21 protein-coding genes and 2 pseudogenes are annotated in these 26,004 nt (G+C 55.0%); 14 read left to right on the top strand and 9 right to left on the bottom strand.

The features are described from left to right. Nucleotides 1–156: 156 nt before the first annotated feature. Nucleotides 157–233, bottom strand: a pseudogene (locus tag GSQ70_RS26420) (IS6 family transposase); the annotation flags it as partial. 205 nt (nt 234–438) lie between these two features. Further along, entirely contained in the window at nt 439–996 is a 558-nt protein-coding gene (locus GSQ70_RS15825) for a lytic polysaccharide monooxygenase (protein ID WP_158783433.1), read from the bottom strand. Nucleotides 997–1,593: 597 nt separating this feature from the next. Between GSQ70_RS15825 and GSQ70_RS15820 the strand changes: the two are divergent. Next, nucleotides 1,594–1,855, top strand: a pseudogene (locus tag GSQ70_RS15820) (DDE-type integrase/transposase/recombinase); the annotation flags it as partial. Nucleotides 1,856–2,094: 239 nt separating this feature from the next. Here the strand turns inward: GSQ70_RS15820 and GSQ70_RS15815 are convergent. Both GSQ70_RS15815 and GSQ70_RS15810 read right to left on the bottom strand, forming a co-directional pair. Further along, entirely contained in the window at nt 2,095–2,862 is a 768-nt protein-coding gene (locus GSQ70_RS15815; protein WP_158783432.1) for an amidohydrolase, read from the bottom strand. Then, nucleotides 2,850–4,010: a pyridoxal phosphate-dependent aminotransferase gene (locus GSQ70_RS15810; RefSeq protein WP_158783431.1), complete on the bottom strand. Its 1,161-nt coding sequence runs from the start codon at nt 4,008–4,010 to the stop codon at nt 2,850–2,852. Before GSQ70_RS15810 ends, GSQ70_RS15815 begins: the two co-directional genes overlap by 13 nt. Before the next feature lie 148 nt (nt 4,011–4,158). Between GSQ70_RS15810 and GSQ70_RS15805 the strand changes: the two genes are divergently transcribed. The 3 genes from GSQ70_RS15805 to GSQ70_RS15795 are packed head-to-tail and all read left to right on the top strand — an operon-like array spanning nt 4,159 to nt 5,998. Beyond that, nucleotides 4,159–4,773, top strand: a complete 615-nt coding sequence (locus GSQ70_RS15805) for a methylthioribulose 1-phosphate dehydratase (RefSeq protein WP_158783430.1) — start codon at nt 4,159–4,161, stop codon at nt 4,771–4,773. Then, a complete protein-coding gene (mtnC, locus tag GSQ70_RS15800) occupies nt 4,770–5,459 on the top strand; it encodes an acireductone synthase (protein WP_158783429.1) in 690 nt (229 codons plus the stop codon). The genes GSQ70_RS15805 and mtnC overlap by 4 nt, the downstream gene beginning before the upstream one ends. Further along, nucleotides 5,456–5,998: an acireductone dioxygenase gene (locus GSQ70_RS15795; protein ID WP_158783428.1), complete on the top strand. Its 543-nt coding sequence runs from the start codon at nt 5,456–5,458 to the stop codon at nt 5,996–5,998. Before mtnC ends, GSQ70_RS15795 begins: the two co-directional genes overlap by 4 nt. A gap of 497 nt (nt 5,999–6,495) precedes the next feature. Here the strand turns inward: GSQ70_RS15795 and mtnA are convergent, their stop codons facing one another. Next, on the bottom strand, nt 6,496–7,524 hold the full coding sequence (gene mtnA, locus GSQ70_RS15790) for an S-methyl-5-thioribose-1-phosphate isomerase (protein ID WP_158783427.1): 1,029 nt from the start codon (nt 7,522–7,524) through the stop codon (nt 6,496–6,498). Between the two features lie 170 nt (nt 7,525–7,694). Here mtnA and mtnK point away from each other — a divergent pair, with 170 nt between their 5' ends. Next, on the top strand, nt 7,695–8,894 hold the full coding sequence (gene mtnK / locus GSQ70_RS15785) for an S-methyl-5-thioribose kinase (protein WP_158783426.1): 1,200 nt from the start codon (nt 7,695–7,697) through the stop codon (nt 8,892–8,894). Nucleotides 8,895–9,410: 516 nt separating this feature from the next. Further along, complete coding sequence (locus GSQ70_RS15780) at nt 9,411–11,798, top strand: hypothetical protein (protein WP_158783425.1); 2,388 nt, start codon at nt 9,411–9,413, stop codon at nt 11,796–11,798. Between the two features lie 94 nt (nt 11,799–11,892). Here GSQ70_RS15780 and fadE read toward each other — a convergent pair whose 3' ends face one another. Then, nucleotides 11,893–14,337, bottom strand: coding sequence for an acyl-CoA dehydrogenase FadE (gene fadE / locus GSQ70_RS15775; protein WP_158783424.1), 2,445 nt, complete (start codon nt 14,335–14,337; stop codon nt 11,893–11,895). A gap of 213 nt (nt 14,338–14,550) precedes the next feature. Here fadE and lpcA point away from each other — a divergent pair, with 213 nt between their 5' ends. Next, nucleotides 14,551–15,129 carry a D-sedoheptulose 7-phosphate isomerase gene (gene lpcA, locus GSQ70_RS15770; protein WP_158783423.1) on the top strand — a complete coding sequence of 193 codons (579 nt, stop codon included), beginning with the start codon at nt 14,551–14,553 and terminating at the stop codon, nt 15,127–15,129. Nucleotides 15,130–15,172: 43 nt separating this feature from the next. Further along, nucleotides 15,173–15,940, top strand: coding sequence for a class II glutamine amidotransferase (locus GSQ70_RS15765; RefSeq protein ID WP_158783422.1), 768 nt, complete (start codon nt 15,173–15,175; stop codon nt 15,938–15,940). Here GSQ70_RS15765 and dpaA read toward each other — a convergent pair. Further along, entirely contained in the window at nt 15,911–16,648 is a 738-nt protein-coding gene (gene dpaA, locus GSQ70_RS15760; RefSeq protein ID WP_158783421.1) for a peptidoglycan meso-diaminopimelic acid protein amidase, read from the bottom strand. The two genes, GSQ70_RS15765 and dpaA, sit on opposite strands and share 30 nt — an antisense overlap. A 238-nt stretch (nt 16,649–16,886) precedes the next feature. Between dpaA and dinB the strand changes: the two genes are divergently transcribed. Further along, on the top strand, nt 16,887–17,942 hold the full coding sequence (dinB, locus tag GSQ70_RS15755; RefSeq protein ID WP_158783420.1) for a DNA polymerase IV: 1,056 nt from the start codon (nt 16,887–16,889) through the stop codon (nt 17,940–17,942). Between the two features lie 147 nt (nt 17,943–18,089). Here the strand turns inward: dinB and pepD are convergent, their stop codons facing one another. Further along, the gene (gene pepD / locus GSQ70_RS15750) at nt 18,090–19,547 is read right to left on the bottom strand and encodes a beta-Ala-His dipeptidase (protein WP_158783419.1); all 1,458 of its coding nucleotides are present in this window, start codon (nt 19,545–19,547) and stop codon (nt 18,090–18,092) included. A gap of 261 nt (nt 19,548–19,808) precedes the next feature. Here pepD and gpt point away from each other — a divergent pair, with 261 nt between their 5' ends. The 3 genes from gpt (at nt 19,809) to crl (ending at nt 22,141) form a co-directional block, all read left to right on the top strand. Then, the gene (gpt, locus tag GSQ70_RS15745; protein WP_158783418.1) at nt 19,809–20,267 is read left to right on the top strand and encodes a xanthine phosphoribosyltransferase; all 459 of its coding nucleotides are present in this window, start codon (nt 19,809–19,811) and stop codon (nt 20,265–20,267) included. Between the two features lie 119 nt (nt 20,268–20,386). Next, a complete protein-coding gene (gene frsA / locus GSQ70_RS15740; RefSeq protein WP_158783417.1) occupies nt 20,387–21,637 on the top strand; it encodes an esterase FrsA in 1,251 nt (416 codons plus the stop codon). Nucleotides 21,638–21,739: 102 nt separating this feature from the next. Further along, the gene (crl, locus tag GSQ70_RS15735) at nt 21,740–22,141 is read left to right on the top strand and encodes a sigma factor-binding protein Crl (protein ID WP_158783416.1); all 402 of its coding nucleotides are present in this window, start codon (nt 21,740–21,742) and stop codon (nt 22,139–22,141) included. A gap of 82 nt (nt 22,142–22,223) precedes the next feature. On the opposite strand, the gene ompC is transcribed toward crl, so the two are convergent. Continuing rightward, nucleotides 22,224–23,330: a porin OmpC gene (ompC, locus tag GSQ70_RS15730; protein WP_158783415.1), complete on the bottom strand. Its 1,107-nt coding sequence runs from the start codon at nt 23,328–23,330 to the stop codon at nt 22,224–22,226. Nucleotides 23,331–23,577: 247 nt separating this feature from the next. Here ompC and proB point away from each other — a divergent pair, with 247 nt between their 5' ends. Both proB and proA read left to right on the top strand, forming a co-directional pair. Then, a complete protein-coding gene (gene proB / locus GSQ70_RS15725; protein ID WP_158783414.1) occupies nt 23,578–24,681 on the top strand; it encodes a glutamate 5-kinase in 1,104 nt (367 codons plus the stop codon). Between the two features lie 16 nt (nt 24,682–24,697). Further along, nucleotides 24,698–25,951, top strand: a complete 1,254-nt coding sequence (gene proA / locus GSQ70_RS15720; protein WP_158785336.1) for a glutamate-5-semialdehyde dehydrogenase — start codon at nt 24,698–24,700, stop codon at nt 25,949–25,951. The last annotated feature ends 53 nt before the right edge of the window (nt 25,952–26,004 follow it).

Genomic DNA, 26,004 nt, shown 5'->3' with positions numbered 1-26,004 from the left:
TCGCATTAACGGCAGTGGGGTGCGCAAAAGTTACGTTGATTGTTTTTTTATGCGATTAGCTGGTGAAATTGTTCCGCTGCGGACAATCCATCGCCGGGTGGATTTTGATACTGTTCTTTGCGTATCATATGCGCCAACTCAATCCGGGGTGTGACGCAGGTACCAGCGGACACACTGGCTATTACATCAGCGGGATAATGCAGGCGTATGAAGGCTTTTTGGGTCAGGGTCAGTGACATGTGCAGGTAACTTCACAAAAAAAGCAGCATGTTACCTGATGATCAGCTTAATGCCACAGAACCCTCCGGCATAAGACAGAGGCTGTTTTTCTTTCAACTGCCAGCGGAAATACACAGCCTCTTTTTCGGCGGTCAGATATCAGGATTTTACATCGACATCTATTACCTGATAAAACGCATTGGCTGTGTCAGCAATATCTCATATGCCTAAAATAACATGATAGCCGGTATAATCTGACGGGATAGTGCAGCCTTTAATGGTTACCGTTCTCTCCGGCACTTTTCCCTCATCATTTTGCTCGCACAGGGGTTTATTGAGATCAAACTGGTCACGCGTCAGTTTTTCATTTGGATTCCAGTCTTTTTTGGTGATAAAGAAACGCCATTTATCCGTTTTATGCGGCGCGGTCAGCGTCCAGGTAAAGGTATTGTCTCCGGTCGACAGATTGGAATGATGCCACCGCGTTGCCGTTTGTTCATCCAGTGCCGCATAATTATCGTGCCCGGCGCTGGCGATTTTTCCATCTTCCGGACCGCTGGCAGGAAAGCCTTTCGGCCCTTCCAGCGACTGCGGCTCATACTGAATTGAACCGCAATTTTTGTTCAAATTACCGCCCTGTGCGGAACAAAGGTACGCGCGTGAGGGGGGAACGCTGACGAACCCGTGTCGCAGGGAACTTTCTTGCGCCTCACTGAGGTTTGAGACCGTCATTAATGGCATGGCCGAGCAAATGGATAAAAAACAATATTTATTCATAGGTGATATCTCCAGAGGTAATGAGGGTATTGTCATTATTTTCTTGATGATTACACATTCATTAAAATGCGTAGAATGTGAGTATATTATAGGAAAAGATTATTACCCGCTATTACGAGTATCAGCAATAAAATGACTTTGTGGATTATATTTTACAGGGTAGGGATGCAATGAAGTTAAAATAGGGTGGTGTCGCCCATAGCAGTGATTTCGGCGAGGGTTAACGTCCTGATGTAACAATTTATTTTGTTACATATCAATGTTGATGATGTTATGTAAATATATCGGTACAACATTTGATCTTATTCTTTTTGTCTTCATTGTTAATTATCTTATGCCGCCAGAAAATATATTTTAGGGGTGATGGGGCCGAAGCTCGAACGTAGCACGCCTACGGCGCGATCGGGTGTTTGCATGACCTGTGCTCCCCTTCATACACTGCACCATATACAGGCTCTGTCGCATTAACGTCAGCAGACCGGAAAAAGTTGTGCTTCCTGTTTTTCAGGCTGCCATCAGATAAAACTGTTCAGCCGGCGAAACGCCCTGTCCAGCAGAGGTACCAGCCGGATAATCCAGCGGTGAAGTATGGAATGGTCAGCGCTGACCACGCTCAACGTCGGCAGAGCCGATGAAGAAATCATCACCATCAACAAATACCTGAACAACCTGATTGAACAGGATCACCGGAATATTAAACGACGGACACGAGCTATGTTGGGATTAAAATCGTTCCGCCGGGCACAGGCCGTACTGGCGGGGGATTGAGTTAGTACATATGATACGCAAGGGGCAGTACGGGCATCCGGGCGTGGACGACCTGTCGCCAGCTGAACAGTTTCACCAGCTAATTGCATAAAAAACATCAACGTAGCTTTTGCGCAATTCACTGCTGTTAATGGGACAGAACTCCTGTTCATGATCAGAATCATACCGAGCAGACGGCATAATTCTTTTTGAACGCTATCAGGATGAGGAGCCGAATGCGGCGATGAAATGCGGGTAATGCGCGGAGCTTCACATCAATCAGATCAGAGTGGTTCAGTTATCAGAACGAATCCACTCTGACCGGCAGGATAATAAGGTGTATCAGTCTGATTACAGGCTGAACGAATCTGCATCGCGCCATGCCGGGAAGCGCTCACGGTACTCCTGCAGAGTTTTCAGCGACAGTTCCGCATTCAGCACGGCAGGTTGATGGGGTTCGCCCGCCGCCAGGATCTCACCCAGTGGGCTGATAATCCGGCTGTCGCCGCTGTACTGATGGTTATTGCCATCGCTGCCAACGCGGTTGCATCCGGCGATATACGCCTGGTTTTCAATTGCGCGAGCCAGCAGCAGCGCCTGCCAGTGTCCGGCACGCGGAGCTGGCCAGTTTGCCACGTACAGTGCCAGGTCGTAATCATTGTTATTGCGGGAGAACACCGGGAAGCGCAGGTCGTAGCAAACCTGCGGCAGGATCCGCCAGCCGCGCCACTTAAACACTTCACGGCGAGCGCCCGCCAGATAATGATGGTGTTCGTCGGCCATGCGGAACAGATGGCGCTTGTCGTAGCTGTGGACCTTGCCTTCCGGCTCAACCAGCAGGAAACGGTTCACGGCTCCTTTATCTGTCTGAATTGCCGCGCTGCCGCCAACCAGCGCCTGAGTGGTCCTGGCTTTTTCATGCAGCCACTCAATCACGCGGGCTTCCGGCAGTGAACTTTCAGCCGCTTCCATCGCAAAGCCGGTAGTGAACATCTCCGGCAGAATGATCAGATCGCGGCCGGATAGCCCGGCAATCAGCTGGTCGAAAAAGCTCAGGTTTGCTTCGCCGTCCATCCAGACCAGCGGCTGTTGTAAGACGCTGAGATTTAAATTTTGCACAGGCGCTCCGCAGCAGCAATCAACGTGGCTTCCTGTTTGGCGAAGCACAGGCGGATCAGTTTATGGGGAAAGGCATCGGCGCAGAATACCGACAGCGGAATAGCCGCCACGCCGACTTCTCTGGTCAGCCACTGGCAGAACGCCACGTCATCCAGATCGGAGATGGCGCTGTAATCGGCCAGCAGGAAATAGGTTCCCTCGCACGGCAGCACTTCCAGGCGGCTTTTCGACAACGCCTGTACAAAACGATCGCGACGGGCACGGTAGAAGTCAGGCAGCTCGCGGTAATGTTCCGGTTCGGCATTCAGCATATCAGCCAGCGCCAGCTGAGCCGGCGTGTTAACGGAGAAGGTCAGATACTGATGCACTTTTCGGACTTCTGCTGTCAGGGCCACCGGAGCTACACAGTAACCCACTTTCCAGCCGGTCATATGGTAAGTCTTGCCAAAGGAGGAGACGGCAATGGCCCGTTCACGCAACTGCGGATGAGCCAGCACGCTGGCGTGGCCTTCTTTCGTAAAGCAGATGTGCTCGTAAACCTCATCACTCAGCACATAAATTTCCTGCTCCTTCACAGCCTGCCACAGCGACTCAAAGTCGCTCTTCTGCCAGACGGTGGCTGAAGGGTTGTGCGGGGTATTGAGGATTACCAGGCGAGTGCGTGGTGAAAGCAGAGCCGCAAATTCCTGCCAGTCAACACGGAAAGCAGGCGGCTGCAGCGCGATGCGTTTCATCACGCCGCCAGCCAGCGTCACTGCCGGGGCGTAGCTGTCATAGCTTGGATCGAAGCAGATCACCTCGTCGCCCGGACGGACCAGCGCGGTCATGGCCGCATACAGTGCTTCGGTCGCCCCGGCGGTGATGGTCACTTCGCTATTGCTGTCCGGCTTGTAGCCATATAGCTCAGCAGTTTTCGCGGCAATAGCATCCCGCAGCGGCTGCACGCCGGTCATTGGTGCATACTGATTCGCCCCTTCGCTGACGTGGTGCGCGAGACGGGCTTTCAGGTAATCCGGGCCGTCAAAATCCGGGAAGCCCTGTGACAGGTTGATGGCGTTGTGCTGTGCTGCCAGTGCGCTCATTTGCGTGAAGATGGTGGTGCCCAGCGCGGGCAGTTTGCTCTCGGGAGTGATTGACGTCTGGCTCATGAATGTAACCCTTTTATCACGCGGCTTTTATGATGTGTTAACTCGTTGCCGCCACTATAACGTCGATGCTACTATTTGGCAATCGAGACGCTTAGACGTCTAAACCCGAATGTTATGCCGGTCCGGACTGGCTGAGAGCAGAAAGAAAATGAGCATCATTTCACAGTTGGATCAGCTGGTGGCGGCCTGCCACTGGATTGGGGCCAGAGGCTGGGCCCCGGCGACGGGCGGTAACATGTCTGTGCGTCAGGACAGCGAGTTTTGCCTGTTAAGCGAGTCCGGTAAGGATAAGGGCGCGCTGACCCGTAATGACTTTATTCAGGTGGAGATTGCCAGCAATAAAGTACCTTCGGGCCGTAAGCCTTCGGCTGAGACCGGGCTGCATACTATGATTTATCGTCTGTTTCCACAAGCCGGTGCGGTGCTGCATACCCACACCGTCAACTCCACGGTTCTTTCCCGTGTTGAGAAGGGGACCGCATTGGAACTGCAAGGCTATGAAATGCAGAAAACTTTAGCCGGGCAAAGCTCGCATCTGGATTCTGTACCCATTGCGCTGTTTGATAACGATCAGGATATTGACGCTCTGGCCGCGAGGATCGAGCAGTTTGCCGCTCAGACCCCGCTGCGATATGGTTTTTTGCTGCGAGGCCACGGACTGACTTGCTGGGGTAAAGACGTTAATGAGGCGAAGCGCCACCTTGAAGGGCTGGAATTCCTGTTCCAGTGTGAACTGCAACGTCGTGTGCTGGAGGCCAAATGATCCGCGCGATTGTGACCGATATTGAAGGGACGACCAGCGATATTCGCTTTGTCCACAACGTGCTGTTCCCGTTCGCGCGGGAAAACATGGCGGCCTTTATTGTCGCTTTCCAGCACCGGGAAGATGTGGCTGGGCGGCTTAGTGATCTGCGTGATGAAATTGCCCGGCCACAGGCGACGGTTGAAGATCTGATCGCCGTGCTGTTCGGCTTTATGGATGAGGATCGCAAATCAACCGCGCTGAAAGCGCTGCAGGGAATGATCTGGCGTGATGGCTACGTCAACGGCAGCTTCACCGGCCATCTTTATCCGGATGTGCTGCCCGCTTTTAAAACATGGAAGGAGCAGGGGATTGATCTGTATGTTTATTCCTCTGGCTCAGTCGCAGCGCAGAAATTGTTATTTGGCTACAGCGATGCGGGTGATATTACTCCGTTGTTCAGTGGGTATTTTGATACTCATGTCGGCGCGAAGCGTGAGACGCCGTCCTACCGTAACATTGCCGGAAAAATAGCGCTGCCAGCGGGCGAGCTGCTGTTTTTATCGGATATTCATCAGGAGCTGGATGCCGCACAGGAAGCGGGCTGGAACACCGTGCAGTTACTACGCGGCGAAGCGGATGCAGAAAGCCGTCATCGTCAGGTAAACCGTTTTGATCAGATTAACCTGGAGCTGTTTTCCTCATGAGTGCACTGACTATTTTTACCGACAGTGAAGCCACCACGCCAGTGTGGCACAGTACCGATGCTGAAGAAATCCGCCAGCAGCTGAACGCCAAAGGGGTGCGTTTCGAACGCTGGGAAGCCGATCGCGATCTGGGTGCTAACCCGGAGCCGGAAACGGTGATCAAAGCCTACCAGCATGCCATTGATAAGCTGGTGGCCGAGAAAGGCTATCAGAGCTGGGATGTGATCAGTATGCGTGCGGATAATCCGCAGAAAGAGGCGCTGCGCGGCAAATTCCTCTCTGAACATACCCACGGCGAAGACGAGGTGCGTTTCTTTGTGGAAGGGGCAGGGCTGTTCTGCCTCCACCTGGACGGGCACATTTATCAGATCCTGTGTGAGAAGAACGATCTGATCTCTGTTCCGGCAGGCACGCCGCACTGGTTCGATATGGGATCTGCTCCGCACTTCACGGCGATCCGTATTTTCGATAATCAGGAAGGCTGGATCGCTAATTTTACCGGCGACAAGATCGCAGATGCTTATCCGCGTTTACCTTAGCCGCTCGAGTGGTGAAAGTCCTGCTGAATCGGATATCTGCTGGAGGGTTATCCGGAACGTGGTTAGTGGTGAAAGTCGCTGTTTAATCGGATGTTTGCTGGAGGGGTTATCCGGAACACGGACACGCCGTGAAATCATCCCTGATGGCTTGATTCGCGCGTCCATGCGCTCAACAGTCCGCTTATCCGGATAACCCCTCCGCCATACAGCATTTAGTTGCTGTGAAGAGGAGATGCTGTCTGGTCTGGTTTCCATCTCACCAACAGCTCTGAGATTAGTAGTGGGCAGCTGGGGTTTTTGACCTGTGTGACCCTGGGCTGGCTTACAACTCAGATGTTTGTAGCGGGCCGCAGTGGCCTTTGACCTGTGTGAGCCCAGGCTAACCTGCCCCAGCTGGCGCCAGGCTCCGAACCCGGATTTGACCTTAAGCCCCAGCAGACACCAGACCGCCGAAGTACCAGAGCCGGTTTTGACCTCCCGCTTCCGACCTCAAACCCTTACGCTTGTGAAGGCTGGAAAATCCCGTTATTCACCTGGGTGGGCGTCACCACCCCGGTATCCAGCACCCAGCCGCTGATCAAGGCCGCTGGCGTCACATCAAAGGCCGGGTTGTACACCCTGGCTTCTTCCGGTGCCCACTGCACCTCGCCAAAGCTTCCCGCCACTCCCGTCACTTCACTGGCGGCACGCTGCTCAATCGGTATTGCACTGCCATCCGGACAGGCCGGATCGAGCGTGGTGTGCGGAGCCGCAACGTAAAACGGAATGTGGTGATAGTGTGCCAGCACCGCCAGACTGTAAGTGCCAATTTTATTGGCAACGTCACCATTGGCCGCAATCCGGTCAGCGCCGACCCAGATGGCATCAACCTGCTTTTGCGCCATCAGGCTGGCTGCCATGCTGTCGCAAATCAGCCGGTAGGGCACGCCAAGCTCACCCAGTTCCCAGGCCGTCAGGCGACCGCCCTGCAGCAGCGGACGGGTCTCATCGACCCAGACATTCTCCACCTTGCCTTCCTGCCAGCCACGGGTAATCACTCCCAGTGCGGTGCCGACGCCTGCAGTCGCCAGACCACCGGTATTGCAGTGCGTCAGCAAACGGCTGCCCGGTTTAATCAGCTGTACTCCTGCTGCTGCAATGTTGTCACACAGCGCTTTATCTTCCTCAACCAGACGCAGCGCCTCAAAGGTCAACGCGGTCACAAAGCGATCCTGCGCCAGCGCCAGTTTCATCCGGTCAAGATTGTTCATCAGGTTAACGGCGGTCGGACGTGAAGCCCGTAAAACTTCCAGTGCCGCGGCCAGCTCAGGTTTCGGCATGCCATTCTCCGCCAGCAATGCCAGCAGCAGGCTGGCAGAAAGCCCAATCAGCGGCGCGCCACGTACCCGCAGCGCTTTAATATGGCCGACCAGCTCCGCCACCCCGGGCGTCGGGCACCAGATCTTTTTCTGGGGAAGAGCCTGCTGATCGAGGATCCACAGCTGGTTGTCACGAACTTGTAAGCTGGTTGTGCTCAGTGTCTGCATGGAAGTTAAATCCTGGTTGCGTTATCAGGGCGTATTGTGCCAACATGCTTTGCGGATGTATAGACGTCTGAACGGCTTACTCGTAATAAAAAGCGCAATAACAGCGCGCCAAAAAACCACCGCAGCGCCTGTGGCCGCGCAGACCAGAAAGTTTTGATGAGGGTGAATTAATGTCGCAATACCGTACATTCACTGCAGCGGATGCCGTGGAATATGCACGCCAGTTTGGCGGCGTTGAAAATCCGGAAAACCTGGTCACCTCGCAGGAAGTGGGCGACGGTAACCTGAATCTGGTGTTCAAGATTTTCGACCGTGAAGGTCACAGCCGCGTTGTCGTCAAGCAGGCCCTGCCTTATGTGCGCTGCGTCGGCGAGTCCTGGCCTCTGACCCTGGATCGCGCCCGTATCGAAGCGGAAGTACTGCAAGTTCACAGTGAGTTCTGCCCTGAACATACGGTTAAAATCCTGCACTACGATCCGCAGTTGGCAGTGATGGTGATGGAAGATCTCTCCAGCCACGCTATCTGGCGCGGCGAGCAGGTTAAGGGCGTTGATTATCCGCAGGCCGCCGCGCAGCTGGGCTCCTGGCTGGCACAAACGCTGTTCCACACCTCTGATTTTTATCAGCATCCCCATCAGAAAAAAGCGGATGTTATTCGCTTCACTAACCCTGAACTCTGTGACATCACCGAAGAACTGTTCTTCAACGAGCCCTATGAAGAGCACGAACGCAATGGCTATCCACGTGCGTTAGAACCGCTGATTGCCTCACTGCGCACTGACGCTGAACTTCGCCATAAAGTGGCGGTTCTCAAGCATCGTTTCCTGTCTAATGCCGAAGCGCTGTTGCATGGCGATGTTCACAGCGGATCGATCTTCGTTGCACAAGGCAGCCTGAAGGTGATCGATGCCGAATTTGGCTTTTACGGCCCGCTGGGCTTTGACGTTGGCAGTGCGCTCGGCAATTTGCTGATCAACTACTGTGCGCTGCCAGGCTTGCTGTCTCCGCGTGAAGCAGCCGATGCCCGCGAGAAACGTCTGAATGACGTGCGGGCAACCTGGCAGAGCTTTGCCGAAGGTTTCCTCGCGCTGGCCGCAGAGAAGACCCGCGATCGCGCACTCGCTTATCCGGGGTATGCGGCTGAGTTCCTGCGGAAGGTCTGGGTCGACACGCTGGGTTATTGCGGTACCGAGCTGATCCGCCGTACCGTTGGTATGTCTCAGGTCGCCGATATCAAAACCATCGGTGATGACGCCATGCGCATTGAATGTGTTCGTCAGGCGGTAACGCTGGGCCGCACGTTAATCCTGGCTGCTGACCATATTGAAGATATCGACGCGCTGATCGCCCGCGTGCGACAGAACGGCTGACGATTAATCCGGCTGGCTGATGGGCACTATTGGCCATCAGCCAACTTGTTTTTCCCCTTTTGAGTATTCCCCCGGTTCGTATTCTAATTTTTACCCCTCAATGTGTAATTATTGCAATTGCCTGTTATTTCCTTCTGATTAATAATTTCACGGTGAGTGAAACGTGATTAATGTTTTATTTACAATAATGAAATCTTAATCTCAGGGATATTACAAAGAAAGCATTTTATTGGCTGAAGCAACCAGGCGCCGGAACAGGGGCGGCAAAGGCTGTACACAGCAAACTTACGGGATGGTCAACCTCGTTTTGAGGATGCCATTCCGTTTTTTTAAACAAAGAAAAATAGCATTCATTTTTTTAGTTATTGCCACCGTATCCTGGCAGATAAGACTACCAGTGATGCCTTTAATTTATTTATCTGAGGGGGTAAAATGCCTCGTAAACCTTTTTTTTCTGATTTTTTTCTCCATGAGAAAAAACACCGCCGATATCTTAAAAATAATTCACCAGCTAAAATGACTTACTCATTACTGGCTGTCATGCTCGTACTGACTCCAGTCCTCAGCCAGGCACAAACCCACAAACTGACACAGTCACAACCCAGCCTGACGCCAGAAATGCTGTCGCAGCAGAATGATACTGTCCTTTCGCTGTTTGCCAGCACGAGTGAAGAATCTGAAGGACAGTATGGCACCATCAAAAACGTTGCTCTGGGCAGCGACAGCTGTCTGACTTTGCAGGCAGATAACAGCAGCGTAGCCTTTGAAAGCTGCCAGGACACAGCGCGTCAGCACTGGAAATTGTCGCAAATCATGACCGGCTACCTGAAAATCACCAGTCAGGCGCTGGCCGGAGAGGCTGAAGAGTCTTGCCTGGCGGTGAATACCAGCGCCGCATCGCCAGAACCGAAAATGATTGCCTGTGTCGGCAGTGGTTACACATCTATGCGTTCCTGGAAGGCGGTGATTAATGCGACCTCCGGCGCGGCGGGCATTGTCTATACCCTGGCAAACAAATATCGCGGCGATCTGGGAAGAGCGGAGGTGCTTGGCTATAACGTCAACCGCCTGCAAATGGTGGCTGCTGCTTCGTCAGACGATGTCACCTGGCAGCTTACCGTTCCGGATATCACTCAGAAACGGGAGGTTATGGGGGCGAAGAAAATCCTGTTATTGCACACCCATTACAGCGATGCGCCCGCTAACGATCTCGCCCCCATACAGACAGCGTTATTCGGCTCCGGTACGGACTACAGCTCACTTGCGGGCGCAGTCAGGGTAGCTTCCTATGGCAAAGTGACGCTGACAGGCGATACCCTCAGCGATATCAATCTGGGGCCGCGACCGGAGGCTTGTTCAAGCAGCGTGGTGGCACAGGCGAAAGCCCTGGCCCGTGAAAAAGGCGTTGAGCCGGATAACTATGATTACACATTTATCGAAATTCCCGCCACTTCCTGCAACTGGAGTGGTCTGGCGCAAACGCCAGGGAACTGGATCATCGGTAATGCTTCCGGCTATAAACCCTGGATGTGGCAGCATGAATTCGGCCACAATCTGGGGGCGAAACATGCCACCTCGCTGGAGAACTGTACGGTGAACAGCGACGGGATTACTCAGCTTGACCAACAGTGCAAAAGCACCACCGCAAGCGATCCTTCCGATACCATGAATGGCGGGGGCAGCCGTCTCTATCCGGCTCCCTATTTGTTCTATACCGGATGGTTAACGAACCGGCAGATGCCGCTGGTCAGCCAACCGGGTAACTATACTCTGACGCCTCTGTTTACCGCCCCGAAAGACGATGAGCTGAAAGGCATTCGCATTCTGCGCCGTGACGGGACTTACCTGACGCTGGAATATCGTCAGCCGTTAAAAGGCTTCGAAACATGGGCAAGTGATGATCCCTTTGTAAATGGCGTGATTGTCAGGGTTATTTCCTTTGGTGGCACCATCCTCAATACGCTGGTGGATACCACGCCAGGCAGCGCAAATGGCATGAAAGATGCGCCGCTGATGCCGGGTAAATCCATCGATGATGTGCTGTCCGGCAAACGTATTACGCTGATCGGTGTGAATGCCGAAGGCGCGCATGTGCACATCGATAATATTCCTGGTAGCAATGAGCAATATGTTGTGCCGGAAGCAGTGATACCGGATAACTTCAGCATTGTTGCCCGCCACAGTGATACAACAGTCCGCATTCTTGACGGCAGTAAAAGTACCGGCAGTGAGTTCGTCTGGCGAAGCCTGGGCGGTGCAAAACCGTTCGGGCTGCAGGAAGCTGCCGGAGGCTCGCCAATCGCAGAGGTCAGGACCAGCGCTGCCCGCGCGACTTTCCTGGGCGGCTATACGGGGGAGGCGAAATATCAGCTAACGGTGACGGGTTCGCATGGTATGACGGACAGTAAAATCGTCACGGTCACCGTGCTTCCTGCCAAAGTAGAAATTTCCGCACCGGATACCCTCGCTCAGGGGCATGTGCATACGATTAACGCCCAGGCGAATTTTGAGGCGGCAATCTGGCACTGGAGCCTGAAAAGTGGCGAAACGGTGGTGGCAGAGAGTACCCAGCCGGCATTTGAAGTTGAAAGCCAGCGCTATGCTGTCGGCACCTATCAGATTGAGCTGGAAGCTTCCTCTGCAGACGGGAAATATCTGGCTTCGGCAACCAAACCGGTCAGCATCGCAGAGGCAGGAACACCGGAATATCCGGGCTATGTAGAGGGAACGAACTATGCGGCCGGAGACAGGGTTACCGTTGCTGGGATGAATTACAGCTGTAAACCCGCTCCGTTTACCGCCTGGTGCGCCGGTGCTGCCTGGGCCTATGCGCCGGGCACGGGTTCTCACTGGGAAGAAGCCTGGGATGTGGTTGACCGATCTGCGCTTGCGTTAACTGAGTGAGAGGTCTGGACGGTTTTCAGCAGGCCGTAATAAAAAATGCTCAGTCGGGGAAAAGCTCCCTGACTGAGCATCACTCTTTTTTAAGCCCGACGTGTTAAGCCGCTTCAATCTTCCGTGGTCGTTCGGTCGCTCTCACCGGCTGAGTTGCCAGCGCATCCGCCTCAAACTCATCAACGTTAATCGAGCGCAGGCGGCTTGCTTCGGCACGAGTCAGTACGGCCGCTTCCTCAGCAGTGATCCAGCTCTCCTGCAGACCGCGTTTTGCCAGTTCATCCAGGCGGGTGAAGGACAGATGTTTTTTCTGCTGTTTGCACAGGCGATCGTGGATCGCTTCCGCAGCCATCACGTCCTGCAGAGCTTCTTCCAGCTGGCCTGCCGGGTTATGTTCGCCTGGCGTAAGGTACTGACCACGGCCTAAACGTGTACGGGTAGCTGACGGGATCTGCAGAATACGCGCCAGCTGATGATCCAGACGATCGGAAGGAGCACGGCAGTGACGACCCAGCGGGAAGATCGTCAGGCGCAGTACGCCTGCCACCATCCGGTTCGGGAAGTTGCGCAGCAGATCGTCAATGGCGATTTCCGCCTGATTCAGCGCATCCTGCACGCCCCAGTGTACCAGCGGCAGGTCAGCTTCATTACGGCCTTCATCCTCATAGCGTTTCAGCGCCGCTGAGGCCAGATACAGCTGGCTCAGCACATCGCCCAGCCGCGCTGAAATGCGTTCGCGGCGCTTCAGGCTGCCGCCCAATACGGACATGGAAATATCCGACAGCAGCGCCAGGTTGGCACTCAGGCGGTTCAGATGCTGGTAGTAGCGGCGGGTGGCATCGCGGGCTGGCGTTTTACTGGTGCGGCCGCCGGTCAGACCCAGCCACAGGCTGCGCATCTTGTTGCTGCCAACGTGTCCGACATGGCTGAACAGCGCCCGATCAAAGGCGGCCACGTCATTATTCTGTGCCGCCGCCATCTCTGTCAGCACGTAAGGATGGCAGCGAATCGCTCCCTGACCGAAGATGATCATGCTGCGGGTCAGAATGTTCGCGCCTTCCACCGTAATGGCAATGGGTGCGCCCTGATAAGCGCGGGCGAGGAAGTTGCTGGTGCCGAGCATAATGCCTTTACCGCCTGCGATATCCATCGCATCAACAATCGCCCGCTGACCGCGATGGGTACAGTGATATTTGACGATGGCGGAGAGCACCGCCGGTTTCTCACCCATCACGATACCGTAGGTGATCAGTGACGCAGCGGCATCCATCACGTAAGCATTCCCCGCGATACGTGCCAGCGGCTCTTCAATCCCTTCCATCTTACCGATAGGCAGGCGGAACTGACGACGGATATGCGCATATGCACCAATCGCCAGCGCAATGCTTTTCAGGCTGCCTGTGGAGTTGGAAGGCAGGGTAATACCGCGTCCTACAGACAGGCACTCAACCAGCATCCGCCAGCCCTGACCGGCCATTTTAGGGCCGCCAATGATGTAATCAATCGGCACGAAAATATCTTTACCGCGAGTTGGCCCGTTCTGGAATGGTACGTTGAGCGGGAAGTGTCGTTTGCCGATTTCCACGCCTGCCGTCTGGGTCGGGATCAGCGCACAGGTAATCCCCAGCTCTTCAGTTTCACCCAGCAGGTGCTCAGGATCGGAGAGCTTGAAGGCCAGACCCAGCACGGTGGCAATAGGGGCCAGCGTGATATAGCGTTTGTTCCAGGTCAGGCGCATGCCCAGCACCTGTTTGCCCTGCCAGTCGCCCATGCACACCACGCCGGTGTCCGGAATGGCTCCGGCATCGGAACCGGCTTCCGGGCTGGTCAGCGCAAAGCAGGGGATCTCCTGGCCGCGAGCCAGGCGCGGCAGATAATGATCTTTCTGCTCAGTCGTGCCGTAATGCTGCAGCAGTTCACCCGGGCCCAGTGAGTTAGGCACGCCCACAGTGATGGCCAGAATACCCGATACACCGGCCAGTTTTTGCAGCACGCGGGCCTGCGCATAGGCTGAGAACTCCAGTCCGCCGTACTCTTTCTTGATGATCATCGCGAAGAAGCGATGCTCTTTCAGATAAGCCCAAAGCTCTGGCGGCAGATCGGCCATTTCATGCGTGATCTGGAAGTCGTTTGCCAGGCGGCAGGCTTCCTCAACCGGCCCCTCCAGGAAGGCCTGTTCATCAGCAGTCAGGCGCGGCTGCGGGTAATTGTGCAGTTTCTGCCAGTCCGGCGTACCGCGGAACAGATCGCCTTCCCACCAGGTGGTCCCGGCATCGATAGCTTCTTTTTCTGTCCGCGACATCGGCGGCATCACCTTCTGGAAGGTACGCAGCATCGGTTTTGAAAACAATGCCCGGCGCAGCGGCAGCAAATTAAAGGGCAGCAGGATAATCGCCAGCGGGATCAGCAGCCAGGGAGTCCAGACGTGCGCCATGGCCCATGCAGCCGTCCATACCAGCATAATCAGGCTGCTCAGCAGCAGATTTACGCGGTGATAAAACAGTGCGCCAATCAGCACAATTGTCGCAATGCAACTGAGAACCATCATAAACAACGCTCCGTAAGTAGTAAGAGGTCTGACCTGTTAGGTACAGGTTTAGATGAGATGCATTTTGTTAGCAACGTGTTTACATGATAATTACAACCTGAGTCACAATCCGGTCGCATCAAAAGTCAAAGTCTCCGCCAGGCGGGAAGGGCGCTTTTCGCCTAACCTGCAACTTGATAAACTGATTCAGACCTCACCTAAAAGGACTCCCCTATGTATCAGGACATCATTCGCGCCGAACTCAACGAAGCAGCAGACACGCTCAATAAATTCCTCAGCGACGAAGCCAACATCCATGCCATCCAGCGCGCAGCCGTACTGTTGGCTGACTCCTTTAAAGCCGGTGGCAAGGTGCTCTCCTGCGGCAATGGCGGATCGCATTGTGATGCGATGCATTTTGCCGAAGAGCTGACCGGTCGCTACCGTGACAACCGTCCGGGTTATCCGGGAATGGCTATTTCCGACGTCAGCCACCTTTCCTGCGTGAGCAACGACTTCGGATATGACTATGTGTTCTCCCGCTACCTTGAAGCCGTGGGTAAACCGGGCGACGTGCTGCTGGGTATCTCCACCTCTGGCAACTCGGCTAACGTGATCAAAGCCATCGAAGCTGCCCGCGCTCAGGGTATTAAAGTGATTACGCTGACCGGGAAAGATGGCGGAAAAATGGATGGCATGGCCGATGTGGAAATTCGCGTTCCGCACTTTGGCTATGCCGACCGCATTCAGGAAATTCACATCAAAGTGATCCACATCCTGATTCTGCTGATCGAAAAAGAGATGGTTAAATAATTCTTCCGGCCATGTGCGCATGGCCATCAAGCGAGGGTTTTTTATGTGTGAACTGCTCGGGATGAGCGCGAATGTCCCTACGGACATCTGTTTCAGCTTTACCGGGTTGGTGCAGCGGGGCGGAGGAACCGGCCCGCACAAAGATGGCTGGGGTATTACCTTTTACGAAGGGAAAGGCTGTCGCACATTTAAAGATCCGCAGCCCAGCTTCAACTCACCTGTTGCCCGGCTGGTGCAGGAGTACCCGATCAAATCCTGCTCGGTCGTGGCGCATATCCGCCAGGCAAACCGTGGCGAAGTGTCGCTGGAAAATACTCACCCGTTCACCCGGGAAGTCTGGGGACGTAACTGGACCTATGCGCATAACGGGCAGTTGAAGGGCTATCGTAGTCTGGAAACCGGGCCGTTTCGTCCGGTTGGCGAGACGGACAGCGAGCAGGCATTCTGCTGGCTGCTGCATAAACTGACCACGCGCTATCCGCGTACGCCGGGTAACTGGCCTGCGGTGTTTCGGTATATTGCGGAACTGGCGGCGGAGCTGCGTGAGAAGGGCGTGTTTAATATGCTGTTGTCTGACGGGCGCTATCTGATGGCGTTCTGTTCGACCAATCTGTTCTGGATCACCCGCCGTGCGCCATTTGGTAAAGCCACGCTGTTGGATCAGGACGTTGAGATTGATTTTCAGAAGCAGACCACGCCAGACGACGTGGTCACCGTGATTGCCACCCAACCTTTGACCGGCAATGAAACCTGGCACAAGATTGAGCCAGGTGACTGGGCGCTATTTTGCCTCGGAGAGCGCGAGCGCTGATCCGCTGGCAGGCGTGCTGTTCAGGACCGGACTGCCCAGCACGTAGCGACCGTCGCTGACGCTGATGGCTGGTGGCCGCTTGTTCTGGACAAACTCAGCATAGCCGGGTTGCAACTGCTGCCAGAAGCTGTAATACACCGAGTAACGGTGGCGCTGCAGGTTGCTGTCGGTCATGCGGAACGGATAAATGCTCACTTCCACTCGCGGCTGACCATTGCGCAGTGCGGCTTCCACATAGTGATAAATATCGTCAATGCCGGCATCGGTCATGGCGTAGCATCCAACAGACACGCAGTTGCCGTGGATCATCAGGTATTTACCTTCATAACCCTGCTGGCGATCGTATTCGTTGGGGAACCCGACGTTGATGGCGCGATAGAAGCGGCTGTCCGGCTTCAGCTGGGAAAGGCCCACGCTGTAAAACCCTTCCGGACTTTTAAAATCACCCTGGCGGCGTTTAGGGCCAAGGCCACCAGAAAAATTACAGATGCGGTAACTGTCGAGTAAGCGATACTCGGTGCCGATTTTGCCATATAGCTCCAGCGTGCGTTCTTCTTTAAAGATCTGAATATACACGGGAGTGCCGAGTAACTGCTTTTTTAACTCTTTGCTTACCGGTGCCAGTGGAGTGACCTGTGCGACAGGTGCGCTGGCGAAAACGACGGCTGGCAGAAAAAACATCGCAAACAGCAGTGCGATTTTGCCCATTCTGGTTCCCTTGATAGTAGGGGTGGATGCTACGTCCGGGGACGCTGTAACTTGCAATCTCGGAAAATTCCGCTATCGCAGCGTCACATTAGCATTGTCTGTTTTTTTATCAAGAGAGCGCCTCCGAAAAAACGCATAAAATATTGTGCCAGCCCGCTACCGCTGCGCTTTGCAGAGAAATTGCAGGTTGAAATCAACTTCTTTGCCTGTATACTTATCCAGTGTTTCTGGGGGGCATATGCGTAAGATCATTCACGTTGATATGGACTGCTTTTTTGCCGCAGTGGAAATGCGCGACAATCCCACTCTTCGTGATATTCCGATTGCGATTGGCGGCAGCCATCTGAAACGCGGAGTGATCAGTACCGCTAACTATCCGGCCAGGAAATTTGGTGTGCACAGTGCCATGTCCACGGCGATGGCGCTGAAGTTGTGCCCGCACCTGAAAGTGATCCCCGGCCGCTTTGAGGCTTATAAAGAAGCCAGCAGCCATATTCGCGAGATCTTCTCCCGCTATACCTCCCTGATTGAGCCGCTGTCGCTGGATGAAGCCTATCTGGACGTCACTGACAGCCAGCACTGCCACGGCTCTGCCACCCTGATCGCGCGTGAAATCCGCCAGACCATTGCCCGCGAACTGAACCTCACCGCGTCAGCGGGAATTGCGCCGATTAAATTTCTCGCCAAAATTGCTTCCGATATGAATAAGCCTGATGGCCAGTTCGTGATTACGCCTGGGGAGATGCATGGCTTTCTGCTGACTTTGCCGCTGGCGAAGATCCCCGGCGTGGGCAAGGTGACGGCAAAAAAACTGGAGGAGCTGGGGCTGCTGACCTGCGCTGACGTGCAGAAAACCGATCTGGCGGCGCTGCTTAAACGCTTTGGCAAGTTTGGCCGGGTGCTGTGGGAACGTTGCAACGGCATTGATGAGCGTGAAGTGGTGACCGAGCGGCTGAGAAAGTCGCTGGGGGTGGAGCGCACGCTGTCAGAGGATATTCACAGCTGGGAAGCCTGCCTGGAGATTATCGATCTCCTTTATGAAGAACTGGAGCGCCGGTTAACGAAAATCAAACCGGACCTGCAGATCGCCCGCCAGGGAGTGAAGCTGAAGTTTGCTGATTTTCAGCAGACTACGCAGGAGCATGTCTGGCCGGTATTAAATAAGGATGATTTTATTGCGGTGGCGAAGAAGACCTGGGAAGAGCGCCGCAGCGGGCGAGGGGTCAGGCTGGTGGGGCTGCATGTGATGCTGCTGGATCCGCAGCTGGAGCGGCAATTATTGCTTGGGTTGTAGCGCGGGGCTGATAAATCCTTCGGGTCGGATAAATTCGGCCTCTGCATTTGATTGGGTGCAGGGGCCGAATTTGTTGTGCCCGGGCCGATGGCTTGCCTGAACGGTGTTCACTGCGCCCGGACCAGTGAGATGCCCGGACGTAAGCACTTATTTCGCCGGAATTGCCTTCAGCAGTGCGGTCAGCAGTTTCCAGTACAGGCCAACGCTTTCGATATGCACCTGCTCATCCGGCGAGTGTGGGCCGGTAATGGTCGGGCCGATCGACACCATATCCATCTGCGGATAAGGTTTCTTGAACAGGCCACATTCCAGACCAGCGTGGATCACCTGGATATTCGGCGTTTTGTTAAACAGCTTTTTGTATGTCTCGCCCACAATCGCCATTACCGGTGAAGAGGCATCCGGCTGCCAGCCTGGATAGCTGCCTTTTGCTACGGTTTTGGCTCCGGCCAGCTCGCCCAGCGCGGTCAGCGACTCCACCAGATAGTCTTTGCCGCTGTCGAGCAGCGAGCGGACCAGGCAGTTAATCTTCGCTTCTTCCTGCGTCATTGCCACCACGCCAACGTTCAGCGAGGTTTCAACCACGCCTTTCATCACGTCAGAGTTGCGGATCACGCCGTTTGGCATGCTGTTCAGCAGCGCAATAAAAGCATCACGGCTCTTCGCGGTCAGGGCTTGCTGGCCCGCAGCCACGTTTTCCACCACCACGTTGATGTTCTTCTCTTTCAGGCCCAGCTCGTTTTGCAGTGTTTCCAGATAGCTCAGCGCCAGGCTTTTCAGTTCATCGACTTTAGCGGCAGGAACGGCCAGCGTGGCAATGGCTTCACGCGGGATGGCATTGCGCAGCGTGCCGCCGGTGAAGTCCACCAGGCGCAGATCCAACGCTTTAGCATGGGCAAACAGGAAGCGTGCCAGCAGTTTGTTGGCATTGCCCAGACCGACATGAATATCCGCGCCGGAGTGGCCGCCTTTCAGGCCTTTCAGGATCAGCTGCAGATGCTCAAAACCGGCCGGAACGGCTTCACGGCTCAGAGGCAGCGTGGAGGTGAAATCAATCCCACCCGCGCAACCCATGTAAATCTCACCCTCTTCTTCAGAGTCGGTGTTGATCAGAATATCTGCCTGCAGCCAGTCAGGTTGCAGACCAAAAGCGCCCACCATGCCGGTTTCTTCGGTCATGGTCAGCAGCACTTCCAGCGGGCCGTGTTGCACGGTCTTATCCGCCAGTACGGCCAGCGCAGAGGCCATGCCGATGCCGTTATCCGCACCCAGTGTGGTGCCACGAGCTTTCACCCATTCGCCATCAACCCACGGCTGAATAGGATCTTTAGTAAAATCATGTGCGGTGTCGTTGTTTTTCTGCGGCACCATATCAAGGTGCGCCTGCAGGGCAACCGGCTTGAGATTTTCCAGACCTGGCGTGGCAGGTTTACGGATCAGGATATTGCCCACTTCATCGCGGTCGGTTGAAAAGCCCTGCTCTGCAGCCCAGGAGAGAATGTACTGTGCCAGTTCTTCTTCATGATAAGAGGGATGCGGAATAGAGCAGATTTTGGCAAAAATGTCCCACAGCGGCTGTGGTGACAGTTGAGACAATTCAGACACGATAAATCTCCTGTGTCGGCACCATCGCGCCAGCTGTGGCGGTGGATGGTGAACATTTGCGAGTAAGTTGGCTCCCGTCAGAACACCTGACGTGATAGGGAAAGAATATCACCGTTTACTGGGCGATGCTTACTTCGCAGGAGGAAAAAAGGCTTCCACAGGCCACCTGGTGCTGGTTTTTAGCGGCTCAGATCTCTATAATTCCGCGCAACCCATCCCATTGTACATTTTTAAGCCAGAAAGCCTGGCCGGGACACCTTTATGAGCGAAAAATACGTCGTCACCTGGGACATGTTGCAGATCCATGCCCGTAAACTGGCTCAGCGCCTGCTTCCTGTTGAACAGTGGAAAGGTATCATTGCAGTCAGTCGCGGGGGGCTGGTTCCGGCTTCTTTGCTGGCTCGCGAACTGTGTATCCGCTATGTCGATACCGTGTGTATCTCCAGCTATGACCATGACAATCAGCGCGAAATGAAAGTGCTGAAGCGTGCAGAAGGCGATGGCGAAGGCTTTATCGTGATTGACGATTTAGTGGACACCGGCGGAACAGCGCAGGCGATCCGTGAGATGTATCCAAAGGCGCATTTCGTCACCATTTTTGCCAAGCCGGCCGGTCGCCCGCTGGTGGATGATTATGTGGTTGATATCCCGCAGAATACCTGGATCGAACAGCCGTGGGACATGGGCGTGGTGTATGTCCCGCCTATCGTCAAAGGCTGATTGATCGATATCATTGCAACGCCCGGTTCTGCCGGGCGTTGTCGTTTTTACGGTTAGCGCAGCGGAGCGCGCTACGATAGACTGGAACGATGCCCTGTGCGCCGGAGGAGTCTCACGCCATGACAGAAAAAAACCTGAGCGAGGAGCTATTTAAACCCCGCTTCAAGCACCCTGAAACCTCATCCCTGATCCGCCGTCTCCATCATCACACACCGTTGCCGATTCATTCCGCGCTGGAAGGAGAGAGTCATGCTGGCTGGTACCGCATGATTAACCGCCTGCTGTGGACCTGGCGTGGCCTGCCACCGCAGGAAATCGGTGAGGTACTGGCGCGAATAGCCTGCAGCAGCGTTGAACATACTGATGACCAGTTGCTGGACACGGTGGTGGGTTATCGGGGCGGCAACTGGGTTTATGAATGGTCAAAACAAGGCGCGCTCTGGCAGGAAAAAGCGGCCAGCGCAGAAAATAATGAGGAAGCCGGTCATTGCTGGCTGCACGCTGCCAATCTGTACAGCATCGCGGCTTATCCTCATCTGAAAGGCGACGAGCTGGCCGAGCAGGCTCAGATGATGGCCACTCGTGCCTATGAAGAAGCCACGCCGCGGCTCTCAGGCGAGCTGAAGGAGCTGGAATTCCCCATCCCCGGCGGCAGCCCGATCTCCGGCTTCCTGCATATGCCTTCTGAGGTGAGCGCGCCTTATCCCACCGTGCTGGTGTGTGGCAGCCTGGATGCGTTGCAGACCGATCACTATCGCCTGTTCCATGACTACCTGGCCCCGCTCGGCATCGCGATGCTGACCATTGATATGCCTTCCGTCGGTTTATCTTCCAAATGGAAACTGACCCAGGACACCAGCTTCCTGCATCAGCAGGTGCTGAAGCATCTGGAAAATGTTCCGTGGGTCGATCACAACCGCGTGGCGGCATTTGGCTTTCGCTTTGGTGCCAACGTGGCAGTGCGGCTGGCTTATCTGGAGTCCCATCGCCTGCGGGCGGTGGCTTGCCTGGGGCCGGTGGTGCACAGCCTGCTGAGCGACCAGTCGCTGCAGGATCGGGTGCCGGAAATGTATATGGACGTGCTGGCCAGCCGGCTGGGTATGGCAAGCGCTGCGGATTCGGCGCTGCGAGTGGAGCTGGGGCGCTATTCGCTGAAAACTCAGGGTCTGCTGGGCAGACGCTGTCCTACACCGATGCTCTCCGGCTACTGGCCGAACGATCCGTTCAGCCCGGAAGAGGAGTCCCGCATGATCGTGCAATCCTCCGCCGACGGCAAACTGCTGCCGATCACGCTCACCCCTGCATTGAGCAACTTTGATAAAGCATTACGTGATATTGTCGACTGGTTAGCGAAACGACTGACCCGCTGACTGGCGAAACTGCCGGAATTTGCTATAACCATCAGGTTTCAGGCCGCCGTTGCGCTGCCTGATTGCCTGGGGAAATAAAGGCGCAATAAAGGAGGTTTTACGATGGCATTACCGAGTGGGCTTCCCAAAAGCCGCTTAATGAAGCGTTTCGGTTCTCTGGGACCGTACATCCGCGAAGCCAAATGCGTGGACGATCGCTTTTTCTTTGACTGTCTGGCCGTTTGCGTCAATGTGAAACCTGCACCGGAGCTGCGTGAGTTCTGGGGCTGGTGGATGGAACTGGAAGCGCAGGACGACCATTTCACCTATGAATATCACTTCGGGTTGTTCGATAAAGAGGGCAACTGGAAGGCTTCTGCGGTCAAAGGAAAGGAAAACAACGAGCGGCTGGAAGAGACGCTGCGTAACTTCCATGTGCGCCTTAAAGCGCTGCTGGAAGAGAATAAACTGGGGCTGAAACCGGCCGCAGATTTCGCCGATGAACCGGTAAAACTGACAGCCTGAGTGCAATGTGGGCAATAAAAAAGGCTGGCAATTGCCAGCCTTTGTTTTAGACACATAACGAGGGGTGGAACAGGGTACAAACTTAGAACTGGTACACCAGGCCAACGGCCACAACGTCGTCGTTGTTCAGAGCGAGTTTGTTGTCGTCATCCAGCTGGTTGATTTTGTAATCAACATAGGTGTTCATGTTCTTGTTGAAGTAGTAAGTCGCGCCAACGTCAATGTATTTAACCAGGTCAACGTCGCCGATACCTTCGATGTCTTTACCTTTGGTCTGCACGTAGCCCAGAGATGGACGCAGGCCGAAGTCAAACTGATACTGTGCAACCAGTTCGATGTTCTGTGCTTTGTTGGCAGCGCCAGCAACCGAAGTGGATACGTTGTTGATCACTGCAGTGCCGCTGATTGGCGTCATGTTGCGGGTTTCAGTGTAGATAGCGGCCAGGTAAACGCTGTTCGCGTCATATTTCAGACCAGTACCCCATGAATCGGCTTTATCGCCATGGCCCCAGCCCTGTGCCTGCTGAGCATCAGTACGGTCGGAGCTGGTGTAGGCACCGCTGATGCTCACGCCGCTGTCACCCAGCGCATAGACTGCTGACATACCATAACCGTCGCCGTTACCTTTATTGGCAGAAGTACGGCCAGTATCGTCATCGTTTTTACCCTGGTATTGCAGGGCAAACTTCAGGCCGTCAACCAGACCGAAGAAGTTGGTGTTGCGGTAAGTTGCCACGCCGGTAGTACGCTGGGTCATGAAGTTATCTGAACGAGCGGTACCGTCACCTCCAAATTCAGGGAACATATCGGTCCAGGCTTCCACGTCGTACAGCACGCCATAGTTACGGCCGTAGTCTACAGAACCATAATTGCCAAATTTCAGACCGGCAAAACCGAGACGAGTTTTGTTACCAGTGTTTGAATCGCTTTCAGAGTTATTGGTATTGAACTGATATTCCCACTGGCCATAACCGGTCATCAGGTCGTTGATCTGCGTCTGACCTTTAAAGCCCATACGCATGTATGACTTGTCACCGTCGTTCCCAGCGCTGTCGCTGAAATAGTGCAGGCCTTTGATTTTACCGTACAGATCCAGCTTGTTGTCGTCCTTGTTGTAAACTTCTGCGGCCTGAGCAGCGGTGGTCAGAGCCAGTGCGGCGGTTAAAATGGCCAGTGCGCTTTTCTTCATTTTGCTATCAATCCCGAATGAGTAAGTTTTATTGTGGTCTTAGGACTTCTCTTAAGACGTGGGATGTTTTACCTTGCAAAGATTAAAAATTTATTACAATTTCACGCATTTCTTGTTATTTGCGAACTTTTGGTCTACTCCACTGCCAGGGGTTTTTCCTTCTTTTCCCGCGCCGCCTGTTGGCTTACGCAGGCACACCTGATACAAAGACTTCCTCACCATCATTTTATTGTTACGGCAGGATATAATGAGCAGCAGCCAGACCCTGGTAGTGAAACTGGGGACCAGCGTATTAACCGGCGGATCGCGTCGGCTGAACCGGGCACATATTGTCGAGTTGGTGCGCCAGTGCGCGCAGCAACATGCGGCAGGCCATCGTATTGTGATCGTCACCTCAGGCGCGATGGCTGCCGGACGTGAGCACCTTGGCTACCCGGAACTGCCGCCGACCATCGCTTCAAAGCAGCTGCTGGCTGCGGTGGGGCAGAGCCGGTTAATTCAGCTGTGGGAGCAGCTGTTCTCTATCTACGGTATTCATATCGGTCAGATGCTGCTGACCCGCGCGGACCTGGAAGATCGTGAACGCTTCCTGAACGCGCGGGACACGCTGCGGGCGCTGCTGGATAACCACATCGTGCCGGTGATCAACGAAAACGATGCGGTGGCCACGGCGGAAATTAAAGTCGGCGATAATGACAACCTGTCAGCGCTGGCGGCGATCCTGGCCGGAGCGGATAAACTGCTGCTGCTGACCGATCAGGCAGGTCTGTTTACCGCCGATCCGCGTAATAACCCGGAAGCGGAACTGATCCGTGATGTGCATGGCATCGATGACGCTCTGCGTGCACTGGCCGGAGACAGCGTCTCCGGGCTGGGAACAGGCGGAATGGCTACCAAGCTGCAGGCCGCCGACGTTGCCTGCCGGGCGGGAATTGATACCATCATTGCTGCGGGCAGCCGTGCAGGGGTGATTGGCGATGTGATTGACAGCAACCCGGTGGGAACCCGTTTCCATGCCATGCAGTCTCCGCTGGAAAACCGCAAGCGCTGGATCTTTGGTGCACCACCTGCGGGTGAAATTACCGTGGATGACGGTGCGCTTTCCGCCATTCTGGAGCGCGGCAGCTCGTTGCTGCCAAAAGGTATCCGTGAAGTGAGTGGTAACTTCTCGCGCGGTGAAGTCATTCGTATCCGCAGTTTGCTGGGGCGCGATGTGGCGCACGGCGTGAGCCGCTACAACAGCGACGCGATGCGCATGATTGCCGGGCATCACTCCCAGCAGATCAGTGACATTCTGGGCTACGAATATGGCCCGGTTGCCGTTCACCGCGACGATATGATTGTCAGTTAAGGAGCCGTGCATGAGCATGCTTGAAGAAATGGGCAAAGCCGCGAAAGCCGCGTCTTACCAGCTGTCGGTGCTCTCCACCGCGCAAAAAAATCAGGTTCTGATGACCCTTGCCGACCGTCTGGAAGCGCAGAGCGCCGACATCCTCGCGGCCAATGAGCTGGACCTGGCGGATGCCCGTAAAAATGGGTTGAGCGAAGCCTTGCTTGACCGCCTGATGCTGAACCCGGCACGGCTGAAAGGCATTGCCGATGACGTGCGTCAGGTCTGCCATCTGGCCGATCCGGTCGGCGTGGTGATTGACGGGGGTCTGCTGGACAGCGGCCTGCGTATTGAACGTCGTCGCGTGCCGCTGGGCGTTGTCGGTGTGATCTACGAAGCGCGGCCAAACGTGACCGTGGATGTGGCTTCGCTGTGTCTGAAAACCGGCAATGCGGTGATCCTGCGCGGCGGTAAAGAAACTTACCGTACCAATGGCGCGACCGTGCGCGTTATTCAGGATGCGTTAAAGCAGCACGGCCTGCCAGCCGGTGCCGTTCAGGCCATTGAAAGCCCGGAACGCGAGCTGGTCGCGCAGCTGCTGAAGCTGGATCGCTACGTTGATATGTTGATCCCACGCGGCGGTGCTGGTCTGCACAAGCTGTGCCGTGAACAGTCGACTATCCCGGTGATCACTGGCGGTATCGGCGTTTGCCATATTTTTGTCGATCGCGATATTGAGCTGGAACCGGCGATGAAGGTTATCATCAACGCCAAGAAACAGCGCCCAAGCGCCTGCAACTCACTGGAAACCCTGCTGGTGCATTCCGCCATTGCCGACACTTTCCTGCCTGCCTTGAGCAGCCGGATGAAACAGGAAGGCATTAAGCTGCATGCCGATCCCCGTTCATTGCCGCTGCTGCAAAATGGCCCGGCTGAAGTGAGCGCCGTGACGGAAGAGCAGTACCGCGACGAGTGGCTGGCGCTGGATCTCAACGTGAAGCTGGTGGACAACCTCGACGAAGGGATTGCTCATATCCGTGAATACGGTACGCAGCACTCAGATGCCATCCTCACCCGCAGCATCCATAACTCGGAGCGCTTTGTGAACGAGGTGGATTCATCGGCGGTGTATGTCAACGCCAGCACCCGCTTTACCGATGGTGCCCAGTTTGGCCTGGGGGCGGAAGTGGCGGTCAGCACGCAAAAGCTGCATGCCCGTGGCCCGATGGGGCTGGAGGCGCTGACCACCTACAAATGGGTGGCCTTCGGCAACGATACCGTGCGCCGCTGAGGGGGACAGGGGGGGCAGTGAGAATGGTCTTTGACGGACGGAAATAATAAACG

The sequence above is a fragment of the Pantoea sp. BAV 3049 genome (assembly GCF_009765445.1).
Lineage (GTDB): Bacteria > Pseudomonadota > Gammaproteobacteria > Enterobacterales > Enterobacteriaceae > Erwinia.
This window is presented reverse-complemented; position numbering and strand designations above follow the sequence as displayed.

Excerpts from the sequence above, each read along its gene's own strand:
- GSQ70_RS15825 (WP_158783433.1), bottom strand. The coding sequence starts at position 996 with ATGAATAAATATTGTTTTTTATCCATTTGCTCGGCCATGCCATTAATG.
- GSQ70_RS15810 (WP_158783431.1), bottom strand. The coding sequence starts at position 4,010 with ATGAGCCAGACGTCAATCACTCCCGAGAGCAAACTGCCCGCGCTGGGC.
- GSQ70_RS15805 (WP_158783430.1), top strand. The coding sequence starts at position 4,159 with ATGAGCATCATTTCACAGTTGGATCAGCTGGTGGCGGCCTGCCACTGG.
- mtnC (WP_158783429.1), top strand. The coding sequence starts at position 4,770 with ATGATCCGCGCGATTGTGACCGATATTGAAGGGACGACCAGCGATATT.
- GSQ70_RS15795 (WP_158783428.1), top strand. The coding sequence starts at position 5,456 with ATGAGTGCACTGACTATTTTTACCGACAGTGAAGCCACCACGCCAGTG.
- mtnA (WP_158783427.1), bottom strand. The coding sequence starts at position 7,524 with ATGCAGACACTGAGCACAACCAGCTTACAAGTTCGTGACAACCAGCTG.
- mtnK (WP_158783426.1), top strand. The coding sequence starts at position 7,695 with ATGTCGCAATACCGTACATTCACTGCAGCGGATGCCGTGGAATATGCA.
- GSQ70_RS15780 (WP_158783425.1), top strand. The coding sequence starts at position 9,411 with ATGACTTACTCATTACTGGCTGTCATGCTCGTACTGACTCCAGTCCTC.
- fadE (WP_158783424.1), bottom strand. The coding sequence starts at position 14,337 with ATGATGGTTCTCAGTTGCATTGCGACAATTGTGCTGATTGGCGCACTG.
- lpcA (WP_158783423.1), top strand. The coding sequence starts at position 14,551 with ATGTATCAGGACATCATTCGCGCCGAACTCAACGAAGCAGCAGACACG.
- GSQ70_RS15765 (WP_158783422.1), top strand. The coding sequence starts at position 15,173 with ATGTGTGAACTGCTCGGGATGAGCGCGAATGTCCCTACGGACATCTGT.
- dpaA (WP_158783421.1), bottom strand. The coding sequence starts at position 16,648 with ATGGGCAAAATCGCACTGCTGTTTGCGATGTTTTTTCTGCCAGCCGTC.
- dinB (WP_158783420.1), top strand. The coding sequence starts at position 16,887 with ATGCGTAAGATCATTCACGTTGATATGGACTGCTTTTTTGCCGCAGTG.
- gpt (WP_158783418.1), top strand. The coding sequence starts at position 19,809 with ATGAGCGAAAAATACGTCGTCACCTGGGACATGTTGCAGATCCATGCC.
- frsA (WP_158783417.1), top strand. The coding sequence starts at position 20,387 with ATGACAGAAAAAAACCTGAGCGAGGAGCTATTTAAACCCCGCTTCAAG.
- crl (WP_158783416.1), top strand. The coding sequence starts at position 21,740 with ATGGCATTACCGAGTGGGCTTCCCAAAAGCCGCTTAATGAAGCGTTTC.
- ompC (WP_158783415.1), bottom strand. The coding sequence starts at position 23,330 with ATGAAGAAAAGCGCACTGGCCATTTTAACCGCCGCACTGGCTCTGACC.
- proB (WP_158783414.1), top strand. The coding sequence starts at position 23,578 with ATGAGCAGCAGCCAGACCCTGGTAGTGAAACTGGGGACCAGCGTATTA.
- proA (WP_158785336.1), top strand. The coding sequence starts at position 24,698 with ATGCTTGAAGAAATGGGCAAAGCCGCGAAAGCCGCGTCTTACCAGCTG.